Consider the following 10,655-nt stretch of genomic DNA (forward strand, 5'->3'; position numbering starts at 1 on the left):
AGCAAATGAAAAGAGACTGTCACCGATGTCAATCAGTGGCAGTCTCTTTTGGCTTGTTTTGATATGAATGCAGACAGATCATTGATCTGTCTTGTGGCGCAGTGTTATTAGCCCAATTTATTTGACGGTTTCCAGATTCTTGCCTGTTACTGCAGGGCTGGCAGTGTCAGCCTTGCCTTCGCTGGAAAACTGCTCCAGTCCGCGTGCCAGCGAAGAAACGCTGGGGTTTTCCACGAAGACACAGCGCTTGCCAGTACGCTTGCAAAAATCCTTGACGCGCCAGTAGGCAGTATGGCTGATGCAACCGGTCTGGCAGATGACCAGATCCGCTGCTGCCAGGCTGGCGTCGAGCAAGCTTTGATTGTCTTCCAGGCCGCCGTCATGGTGGGCAAAACGTCCGCCTATGCGTTCTACCAGATCACGGTAAGTGGGCACATTGCCACTCCGTCCACCCACACACAGCACGGTTTTTTGTTGCAGATGCAGCGTGATGGGGAAGGTATTGTTTTCCGGTGTCTTGCTGACCACGTCGTCGGTGCCGGCCTGGTTGTCAGCGACTTCTGCAATTTTACTGACGCTGCTCAGTTTTTGTTTCAGGTCACGTACCTGATTTTCCAGTTCTGTCTGACGATCCGCCATCTGCTCGATTTTCTTTTGCAGGCGCTGACGGGTATCCAGCTCGGGAACGCCTGCCTTCAGCGTGTTCAAATCATTGCTGAGGAACAGGATGCTGCTGTCCTTGCCTATGTTTTCGGCGCGTAACTGTATCAACAGGGCATTCTGTTTTTCTATTTCATTGGTTTTTTCGGCAATGGCACGGGTATGTCTTTCCTGTACACGTCCCAGTTCACGGGTCAGCAATTTGTTTTGTTCCAGCAGGGCATTGAAGCGATTGACATCAATACGCACACTGGCGCCAGCCTGGTGCTGCAGCATATGCATGTCGCGGCACAGGCCATCCTGCAAGTTGCTGTCACAGCGCGGATGCGTCAGCGCTGCCCAGAAGGCACCAGCCACATCGCCCTGATCTATTGCATCCAGCCAGAGGCGGGTGACGGCTGCCGTGGTCTTGGCAGTACGGAACAGTTGTATGGTGCGCGCATAGCGTTGCTCCAGTTCCTGCTGCAGGGCTTCAGACAGGCGATTGCGGCGACCGCAATCGGATATGGCACCGACATGAATTTCATAGTCATCTGCAACAGTCTTGCCGTTCAGGCTCTTGTTGACGATGCGCCTCAGTGTTGCCAGTGGCAGGCATACGCCTATGACCGGGCAATGGCATTCATGCGGCAGGTCCCACAGGCGCCTGCGCCTGGAACCCTGGGCCTGGGTGGTGTCTGAGGTGCCTGAATTGTCTGCCACAGCCAACTGGTGCTGATGGTCGGATGAAGGTTTTTCCTGATCACACATAAGTGTTCTCCTGTTAGGACATGCATGGACATGTCAACACGTATCAATAAACACGTATCAATGCATTTTTTTTCCGGGTGGGCTTGCAAAGGCTGCGATATTTGATGGTTCCTGCTGTTTTTGCAGACGGCCGTCAAAGCCCTCTATATTCAATTGCGCTTCTGCCAGCATATAGGCGAGAACGCGAAATGCTTCGACGTCCAGGCGCAGCGATACATGGTTCAGGGAAAGATGAACCACGCCGCATTCGGGGCAGATCATGACTTCACCTACTTTGCTGGAAGCCAGACCCAGGTGCTGGCAAGAATTGGATTGCTGCAGGTGTTTCATGTGTTCTCCGTTGGACCGTTCTGTGAGTTTAAGAAGAGGTCTTTTGTGGTTCGGTAATCGTCTTGCAAGGATCGGGACGCACATGTGGCGGGACGATGTGCGTGACGTCATAGCTAGTGTCGGGTATTGATTGCTTGCTGCCGTCACTGACTGCCTCTATATAACCGTGCACTTGTGTGCCTGGTAACTGCCTGATGGCCAGCCAGTGCGGCACGCCAAGATCGCGGCGCACATGCCCGTTGCCAGCCAGCAGCACGACGCCGGTGCTGGTATGCTCTGCCAGCACTTTCGCCATCCATACATCACGTGCCACCTGCGCCCTGACCATGCCTGGCACCATGTCAGCCGGCATTTTTCCGCAGTGGCCGGTTTCCATGGCAGCACGTTGACCTTCTACCAGCGCCAAAGGCAAATCGCGGTCCAGCTGGTAAGCCTGTATGGTGACGGCATCAAGTACAGCGGCGTAGCTTTCGCGCATGACGCGGGCGGCATCTGTGCGTGACAGATTGGCGGCCAGCAAGGGGAGTTGATAGTCAAGCGCCAACTGAATGACGGGGCGGTAGTAAGGCCATTCCCAGCGTTTGCCACCAACCTTGCCGATGATGCAATCGGCATCTTTGCATTCGGCCTGGGCCAGGTTGAGTTGGGCCTGATTTTCGCGGTCAAACTGTTCCATGGCGATGGCGGGACGCCAGCCAGCACGCACCAGTTTTTGCAAATCTTCAAAGCGCTGGCGATGACCATCCGGGTTGTCATGTACTTCACCCATCAGCAGGATTTTTTTCTGATGGACAGCTTGAGTTGCAGATTGTGCCGTGGACGTGCTGGCACAGGCGCTCAGCAAGCCGGCTGCCAGCAAGATGGCAATGGCAGGGAAGGATGAAATTCTATGCATGGCTGCTGTCTTTCAACTCTTCGCCTATGCACCACAGCACGCCGCTGGGGTCTGTCAGTGTGAAATCGCGCATGCCATAGTGCTGTGTCTTGATATCAGTCAGGCACACCACATATTTTTCTACCAGCCCAGATGATTTGATCATGTCGTACCAGATGTCCAGATTGTCGACCAGGATATGCATCATGAAATTATTGCTGTGCTCAGCGACATAAAAATCCTGCAACATGAAGCTGCAATTGTCATATTTCAGATAAGCAAAGCCCCCTTGATTGGAAGCGACTTCAAATCCCATATCCTGGTAAAAGGACAGGGCAGTGTTGAAATCCCTGGCTGGGACAAAAGCCTTGATTTCCTGCATGTCCGGTTTTCTCATGATATTTTCCATTACCTGTTTTTCATTACCTGTTACTCATTGCCAGTGATTCATTGCCTGTTACTGTTTCCTGTCGTTTACCATTGCGGTACAGGTCCGCTATGCGCATTTCCGGGCGCGGGTTGATGCACGCAGGGGCGTTACCAGCAAGTCACCTTCGGCATTGCGCAGGCAACTCAGTGCGATATCGTATAAAGCTTCCAGTGCCGGTACTGCATCAGCGTTGCTGGGCAGATCATCTGTCAGTTGACCATTCTTGATCAGCAGCAGGCGGTCGAAGGCTTGCAGTGCATGATTGATGTCATGCAGGATGGCGATTACGGCATGCTGGCGTTGTGTTGCATAGTCTTCGAGACTGTCAAGCAGATCAAATTGCAGGCCGGGGTCAAGTGCTGCCAGTGGTTCATCGACCAGTATCAGGCCGTTTTTCTGGTCCCACAGCTGGGCAAAAATCCGGGCCAGCTGTATCCTGGCCTGTTCACCGCCGGACAGGCTGTCAAAGCGGCGTTTCAGCAAATGGTCGGCATGTGCCATGGATGCCGCTTCACGCACTATCTGCGGCAGCTCGCGGTCATGGGTGCGGCTGACGCGCCCCAGGCTGATGACCAGGTCGGTTTCCAGCGCGAAAGCAACATCACTGCCTTGTGGCAGGACGGCACGCAGGCGGCTGAGTTCTTGCAGACTCCAGCTAGCCAGTGGGCGTGATTGAAAGCGGATATGTCCTTCTGCTGCCGACAGTTCGCGCGACATCAGTTTCAGCAGCGTGGATTTGCCAGCGCCACTGGGGCCGAGTATGGCGATTTTTTCTGCACTCTGGATATGGATAGTGAAAGGGCCGAACGCCTGTTTGCCCAGGCGTGTGGAGACGGCGTCAAGTTGCAGCAGTTGTTTGTGTTCTTCCTGATGGATAGTTGTCGTCAGCATGGTATTTTTCAATGTGCAGTTCAGGATCAGGTCAAATTCAGGCCAGACGGCCACGCGCATTGCGCAACAGGATCAGGAAAAAGGGGCTGCCCAGCAGTGCCGTAAATATGCCGACCGGGATTTCAGCCGGTATGGCGATGGTGCGTGCTACCGTATCTGACAACAGCAACAGCAGGCCACCCATCAGCATGGAGCGCGGTATCACCTGTCTTTGATCGGGGCCGCCAAGGGTACGCACCAGATGCGGTGCGATCAGGCTGATGAAGGCGATCATGCCGCACCAGGCCACGGAAAAACCGGTCAGTATTGCCACCAGGACGATGACATGGCTGCGCAAATGGCGCACATTGACACCAACGTGGGCAGCCGCAGCTTCACCCAGTGCCAGTGCATTCATGGAAGAGATCATGCTGCGCACGCGCCACCATGCAGGCAGCAGCAACAACAGCAACAGACCGACTGCCAGCCAGCTACCACCTGACAATGAACCCAGGGTCCAGAATGACAGGTTGCGCAGTTGTTCGTCATTGGCCAGATAGGTACACAAACCAATGACGGCAGACGCCATGGCATTCAACGCAATGCCGGTCAGCAGCAGGCCCACGATGGAGCCAGGTGAAATCCAGCGCGCCACCCGGTCCAGCGCAAAACATACCAGCAATGCACCGCCGAAGGCGGCAACCGGCAATAGCCAGATGCGCCAGGATTGTGGAATCGGCAAGTGCATGCCAGAAAAAACTACTATGGTCAAAGCTGCCGCAGAAGCGGCACCAGCCGTGACGCCGAGCAGATTCGGGTCCGCCAGCGGATTGCGGAACAGACCCTGGGTGATGGCCCCTGACAGACCCAGTGCAGCGCCGACCAGAATGGCAAACAGGGCGCGCGGCAAACGGATATGCCACAGCACATAGGTGCCCCCTGTCATGGGTTGGTCGCCGGCAAACTGGAACAGGTTCAACCAGTCTTGCAGGCTGACACGCACTGCACCGTATTGCACAGTCAGCAGCAAGGCCAGTGCCAGCAGCACTGCGAGGACGGAAGCAATGCCCGGCAGGTAAGTGCCTGTGACGCGGCGTGCCTGGACTGTCAGGGTATTCATATTCGTACTGCTTTGCTGATGGCGCTGTCGAGCATGCTGAGTGCATCTGGCAGACGTGGTCCAAAACCGAGCAACAGCATAGCTTCCATGGCAATGACGCGACGGTTGCGGCCAGCAGGCGTTTGCTCGACACCCGGGAATTTCAAGATGGCGTCACTGCCGCCAGCCGCTTTTACACCCTGTTCTGTCACCAGTATGATGTCAGGCTGGGCGGCGATCATGGCTTCTGGCGTCAAAGGTTTATATCCCTTGAAACCGGTGGATGTGGCGATGGCATTGCTCACACCTGCATATTCCAGCATGGCATGGGCCGCTGTTTCCTTACCAGCTACCATGACCTGGTTGGGTGCATGGGCCAGAATGAAGACAACTTTTACCGGCTTGGCCTTGCCCTGGGTTTCACGCTGTTCTATAGGCGTGCGTGCCCGTGCCCAGTCTTCCTGCAGCTTGCGCATCATTGCCGTGGCCTGGGTTTCGTGTCCGGTCAGTTCACCGATACGTTTGATGCGCTCCAGCACACCTTCAAACTGGTGATTGGCGGCCACGATGGCGACCGGCACTCCGGCTGCCGTTAACTGCCGCAGCACGGCTGGTGGCCCGGCATCTTCACTGGCGATGACCTGGGTAGGTGCCAGCGCCAGTACGCCTTCGGCAGAAAGCGCGCGGGCATAGCCGACATTCGGCAGCTTCAATACACTGTCCGGATAATTGGATGTGGTATCAACCGCCACCAGTTCGCTGGCTGCATTCAAGCCATAAATGATTTCCGTCAGCGCACCGCCGACGCAGACTATGCGACGCGTTGCTGGTGCTGGTGCAGCAGCACGGGCCAGTGCGGCGAAGGGTGCGAGTGATCCCGTGGTCAACAGGCCGGCTGCCAGTCCACCCAGTTGCCTGAGTGACTGGCGGCGGGCTACAGATGTAGTAGTCGCGGTGATAGTGGGGGTGAGGGCGGTAGGCAGGTCTTCTTTCCACGCTGCATCCTGGCGTATCAGGCGGCGCATGATTCGGTTTCCTGCAAGAGTTGATCGATCAGCGCACGCCATTCACACAGTTCTGGCTTGCCGGGTTTGCGCTCGCCAAAGAACATGGCAATGGTTTCGCCATCAGCATCAAACAATTCCAGTGATGTGACCAGGCCATCGGTCGTCGGTTTCTTCACTACCCAGGCGCTGGCGATATGGTCTTCACGCAGATGCAGATTAAAGCGAGGGTCAAGTACGTTCACCCACGGGCCCATGACGGCGATCTTGTGAACCGGGCCTGAATGAATCTGTATCATGCCGGCATTGCCGGTAAACACCATGATGGGCACGCCTTCGGTGGCGGCAGCCTGCAGCAATTCCTGGCAACTGCTGACTTCCACTTTCTGTACGAACTGGGGTTCTGCCAGGCGCAGGGCCTGGGTACGTGTTACCGCAAATTTTCTGAGCAGGCCGAAAAAATCATGGGTGTCACGCAGGGACGACCAGGCCTGGCGAAAACCAGCCACATCTATTGTTGCATCGGCCAGTTCCAGCAATTTTTCTGGTGCGGCGCTGGTTTGTATGCCGGTGATCTGTTCCGTGCTGGCAAAGCGTGCCACCAGTGCTTCATACGCATTGACATCGCTTTGCGGTTTGATGAACACTTTGTGGATGGCCAGGCCGCTGGCGTCAAAAAATTGCAGGCTCAGTTGTTGAGTCGGTTGGCCAGCTTGGACTGGTTCAGTTGCCTGTGCAGCCTCACCGGTGATTTCACGCACGGCATAGCCGTGTGCCCAGTGCTGGTAAAAAATCCGCAGATCGATATCACCGCCCAGAACCAGGCCCATATGGTTGCTGTGGCTGGCTTTTTGGTACACGCCGGTTTTTTCATGCACGCAAGAGATATTGCGTGTCAGCGCCATGACTTCCCCCAGTGCCTCCAGGGATTCGATGATGCTGGACCATTCGGCACGCAGGCCGGTGGCATGCAGTATGCAAGCGCGTTCTGTTGGTGACACGCCGACGTGGGCAGCGATCAGCTCCCCTTCGCTGATGTTGAGTGTTTCGGCGATGTCACGGTGGCGTGCTTTCTTTTCATGGCGCAAGGCCGTGAACTGTTCGCGTATGGCTTGGTATTGATCAGACATGGCTAACTCCCTTAAAAATCGTAACGAACGGATACCTGGGCATTCCGGCCAGGCGCGGTGTAAGCGTCTTTGATGGTGCTGTTGTCTGCCAGGCCACGGACATCGGACCAGCGCCAGTATTTGCTGTCGAACACGTTGTTCAGGTTGGCGTTGACGGTCAGATTGACCAGAGGCTTCCAGTACAGGCCGATATCCAGCAAGCGGTATGAGGCAGGGGCAAACTGTGGCGTGGCGGCTGCTGCAATGCGGTCAGCCTGTTTGGCCTGGTGATGCTGGAATTGTGCACGTGCACCCCAGCTACTGGTGTCATAGCGCACACCAGCCACAAATTTCAGGGGATTGATGGTATCGAGCGGTGTGGTCACGCCTGCGACTTCGCTGTCGCCTTTGGTGTAGGCGACGCCGGCATTGGCTTGCCACTGGCTATCGATCTGCCATTCGGCACGGGCTTCAGCACCACGTATTTTTGCCTTGGACAGATTGATGTACTGGAAAACCAGCGGGTCAACCGCAGTGCCCGTACCCCGCACCACCTGCTGGCTGATGAAGTCCTGATAGTTGTTGTCGAATGCGGCCATCGAATAACGCAGACCGCCAGCCTTGCCACGGAAACCCAGTTCAAAGCTGCGTGCGCGTTCGGCTTGCAGTTTGGCATTGCCGACACTGGTATAACCCGATGCCAGGTTGGTAAAGCCGTTATTCACCTGGTCTGGGGTCGGTGCGCGGAAGCCCCTTGCCAGTTGGGCATAGGGAGCAAAAGCGCTATCCAGTTGCCATACCAGACCCAGGCGTGGTGTGACTGCCTGGTCAGACAGGGTGCTGACGGCACCACCGGTATAGCCTGCTGCCGAAGGAGCAAGTTTGTAGTGATCGAAACGCAGCCCGGGGATGATGCTGAGTTTGCCGCTTTCGATTTCACTTTGTATGAAAGCGCCAGCGATGGTGTAAGTGGTGTCCGGGAAAGGCTTGGCCGGGAAGGTTTCGCCAAACGGCGCAACGGTGCCATCACGCACGCCAGAGATTTCTGAGCGGCTCCAGTCGAAACCATAGCTCAGGCGTTGTTCCACGATGCCGCTGAGATTGCTTTCCATGACGCTGGACAAACCCAGCACTTTGGTCTGGTAGTGATTGTCACGGGTACGGTCTGCTGCCGTGTTGCGGTCTTCAGCCGAATACTGGCTGACTTTGGCATCTTGCCAGTACAGGCGGGTTTCAGCATTCTGCAGCCATTCAGCATTGGTATTCCTGTAGCGATGCTCCAGTGTCAGCTTGTTGCGCTCTATCTTGTCGCGGGTATCCAGGTCCAGCGTGCTGGTGGACGCCAGCGGCGGTACGGCGCGCGCCGAATACACTTCGGTATCCTGATTGCGTTTTTGCAATTCCAGGCTGGCACCCAGTTGCTGGGTGGGACTCAGTTTCAGGAAGGCTTTACCCAGCAGGTACTGGTTATCATAATCAACAGGATTGGCGGTGGTGCGTGTGACGTTTTTGGCGTCATTGTCAGCCTTGTTTTCTATTTCGTGGCCCTTCCGGTAACTACCCAGCAACATACCCTGCCAGGTACCGGTGTCACCTGCCAGACCGATGGTGTTGGCCCAGGAATGGTCAACACTGGCATAGCTGGAACGGGCGAAACCGCCGAATGATTTGCCCGCTTTCAGCAGGTCAGACGGGTCCAGCGTGCGGAAGCTGACTGCACCTGCCAAACCGTCACTGCCAAACTGGGTCGATGTCGGGCCACGCAATACTTCTACTGTCTTGATGCCATCCAGTTCAAGAAAGTCGCCACGACCGGTAGCAAAGGCACCAAACGAAAAGGCCGCTGGGATACGCGCACCGTCCACCATCATCAAGACCTGATTGCCTTCCAGTCCGCGAATGTTGATGCCTTCGTTACCGGCGCGGCCAGTCGCGGCACCGGCTGCGGTAAAGCGGGTTGGTGCGGCACGCACGGTGACATCAAGTTCATTGCGGAACAGGTCTTTGATATCGCGCGCACCGTCTTGTTCGATTTTGCTGGCGGGGATGATGGTCACGGTATTCGGTACCGCATCGACACGTCTTTCGGTGCGGGTGGAACTGACGGTGATTTCTTTCAGTTGCGTAGCGTCGCTGGCTGGTACCGGTGTCTGTTGAGCCTGGGCGAGGTTGGAGCCAAAGCCCCATGCCATACCCAATGCCAGTGCGATGTGCGTCTTGCGTAGCATAGTTATCCTAATGAATAGTATTAGGCACTGGCTAGCGGCGACTGGCTGGTGCAGATTGTGTGTAATCCTGATCCTGGCTTGTTCCCTGCATGGCATTCCAGTGATCAATGTCATTGATCATGTAGTGATGAGCAGCCGGGATCCGTGATGTCTATATTTATTATAAATGAGACTCATTCTCATTTGCAAGTGAGATAGGTTTTTTCTTTTATTCGTGCCTGAAATCCGTATCAAAAAAGCAAATTGACAAGCTGCAAGGCTGGCTGGTTTTTCCATACGGCATGCTTGCAAGGCAAGCCTTACACGTTGAGTTGCATGTGATTTTTCATGAATTCTTGTTACCCAGTGCCAATTATTGTATTTATGACAATTAAAGCCGGGATGCCGGGCTGGGCATCATCTGTTAAAATACGGCCCTTGCCTCGTGGCTCCTGGCTGCTATAAGTAGCTGCTAAATAATACAGATAGTGCCGGACTGCGAAAGTCTGGCATGAAGAGCGAGATTTGCTGCCACGTTTGCGGCGCGGCTATTGCTCACCTGCCTGAACCATCTTCCATTCTTATTGATTTCCTGTATGTCTGATTCCAAATCTGCTGACGGTGTGAAACCGCTGTTTTATGACCCTACCGAGCGCCGTATCCGTAGTTTTGTGACCCGCGCCGGACGCTTGTCCGATGCCCAGGCCAGGGCCATAGAAACCCTGGCACCGCGTTTTTGCATCCCTTATCAAAAAGCGCAACTGGATGTGGACGCGGCATTTGGTCGGCAGGCGCCCACGGTATTTGAAATTGGTTTTGGCATGGGTGAAACCAGCGCGAAGATTTCTGCCGGCATGCCGGAAAAAAACTTCATCGGGGTAGAGGTCCATACGCCGGGCGTTGGCAGTTTATTGAAGCTGACCGATGAAATGGGTTTGCAGAATCAGCGCATCATTCAACATGATGCATTTGAAGTCTTGACGCACATGATTGCCCCGGCTTCGCTGCATGGCATACACGTGTTTTTCCCTGACCCATGGCACAAGGCACGCCACAATAAACGCCGCCTGATACAGGGGCCGCTGGTAGCCTTGCTGGCTTCGCGCCTGGCCCCGGGCGGCTATCTGCATTGTGCGACAGACTGGGAAGAATATGCGGTGCAGATGCTGGAAGTATTAGGTGCCGAACCGGCACTGGAAAATACGGTTGACGGCTATGCGCCACGTCCTGATTACCGTCCGGTCACCAAGTTTGAAAATCGCGGCTTGCGCCTTGGTCATGGCGTCTGGGACCTGGTTTTTCGCAAAAAGTAATCACGCATG

At 55.3% G+C, this 10,655-nt stretch carries 10 protein-coding genes; 1 reads left to right on the forward strand and 9 read right to left on the reverse strand.

What is annotated here, in order from left to right; genetic code table 11:
• Positions 1 to 117: 117 nt before the first annotated feature.
• The 9 genes from H8L32_RS10280 to H8L32_RS10320 form a co-directional block, all read right to left on the reverse strand.
• The gene (locus H8L32_RS10280; RefSeq protein WP_186947094.1) at positions 118 to 1,410 is read right to left on the reverse strand and encodes a DUF2325 domain-containing protein; all 1,293 of its coding nucleotides are present in this window, start codon (positions 1,408 to 1,410) and stop codon (positions 118 to 120) included.
• A 57-nt stretch (positions 1,411 to 1,467) separates the two neighbouring features.
• Entirely contained in the window at positions 1,468 to 1,740 is a 273-nt protein-coding gene (locus H8L32_RS10285) for a hypothetical protein (protein WP_186947095.1), read from the reverse strand.
• Positions 1,741 to 1,768: 28 nt separating this feature from the next.
• The gene (locus tag H8L32_RS10290; protein WP_186947096.1) at positions 1,769 to 2,635 is read right to left on the reverse strand and encodes a ChaN family lipoprotein; all 867 of its coding nucleotides are present in this window, start codon (positions 2,633 to 2,635) and stop codon (positions 1,769 to 1,771) included.
• Positions 2,628 to 3,011 (reverse strand): VOC family protein, encoded by a 384-nt coding sequence (locus tag H8L32_RS10295; RefSeq protein WP_222619311.1) that lies wholly within the window; start codon positions 3,009 to 3,011, stop codon positions 2,628 to 2,630. Before H8L32_RS10295 ends, H8L32_RS10290 begins: the two co-directional genes overlap by 8 nt.
• Before the next feature lie 99 nt (positions 3,012 to 3,110).
• On the reverse strand, positions 3,111 to 3,989 hold the full coding sequence (locus H8L32_RS10300) for an ATP-binding cassette domain-containing protein (RefSeq protein ID WP_329605172.1): 879 nt from the start codon (positions 3,987 to 3,989) through the stop codon (positions 3,111 to 3,113).
• Positions 3,973 to 5,034 carry a FecCD family ABC transporter permease gene (locus tag H8L32_RS10305; protein WP_186947098.1) on the reverse strand — a complete coding sequence of 354 codons (1,062 nt, stop codon included), beginning with the start codon at positions 5,032 to 5,034 and terminating at the stop codon, positions 3,973 to 3,975. Before H8L32_RS10305 ends, H8L32_RS10300 begins: the two co-directional genes overlap by 17 nt.
• Positions 5,031 to 6,038: a heme/hemin ABC transporter substrate-binding protein gene (locus H8L32_RS10310; protein WP_186947099.1), complete on the reverse strand. Its 1,008-nt coding sequence runs from the start codon at positions 6,036 to 6,038 to the stop codon at positions 5,031 to 5,033. The genes H8L32_RS10305 and H8L32_RS10310 overlap by 4 nt, the downstream gene beginning before the upstream one ends.
• A complete protein-coding gene (locus H8L32_RS10315) occupies positions 6,026 to 7,147 on the reverse strand; it encodes a hemin-degrading factor (protein WP_186947100.1) in 1,122 nt (373 codons plus the stop codon). The genes H8L32_RS10310 and H8L32_RS10315 overlap by 13 nt, the downstream gene beginning before the upstream one ends.
• 11 nt (positions 7,148 to 7,158) lie before the next feature.
• Positions 7,159 to 9,354: a TonB-dependent hemoglobin/transferrin/lactoferrin family receptor gene (locus H8L32_RS10320; RefSeq protein ID WP_186947101.1), complete on the reverse strand. Its 2,196-nt coding sequence runs from the start codon at positions 9,352 to 9,354 to the stop codon at positions 7,159 to 7,161.
• A 575-nt stretch (positions 9,355 to 9,929) separates the two neighbouring features.
• Here H8L32_RS10320 and trmB point away from each other — a divergent pair.
• Complete coding sequence (trmB, locus tag H8L32_RS10325; protein ID WP_186947102.1) at positions 9,930 to 10,646, forward strand: tRNA (guanosine(46)-N7)-methyltransferase TrmB; 717 nt, start codon at positions 9,930 to 9,932, stop codon at positions 10,644 to 10,646.
• Positions 10,647 to 10,655 lie beyond the last annotated feature (9 nt).

It is taken from the genome of Undibacterium hunanense, assembly GCF_014284335.1.
Classification (GTDB): Bacteria; Pseudomonadota; Gammaproteobacteria; order Burkholderiales; family Burkholderiaceae_D; genus Undibacterium; species Undibacterium hunanense.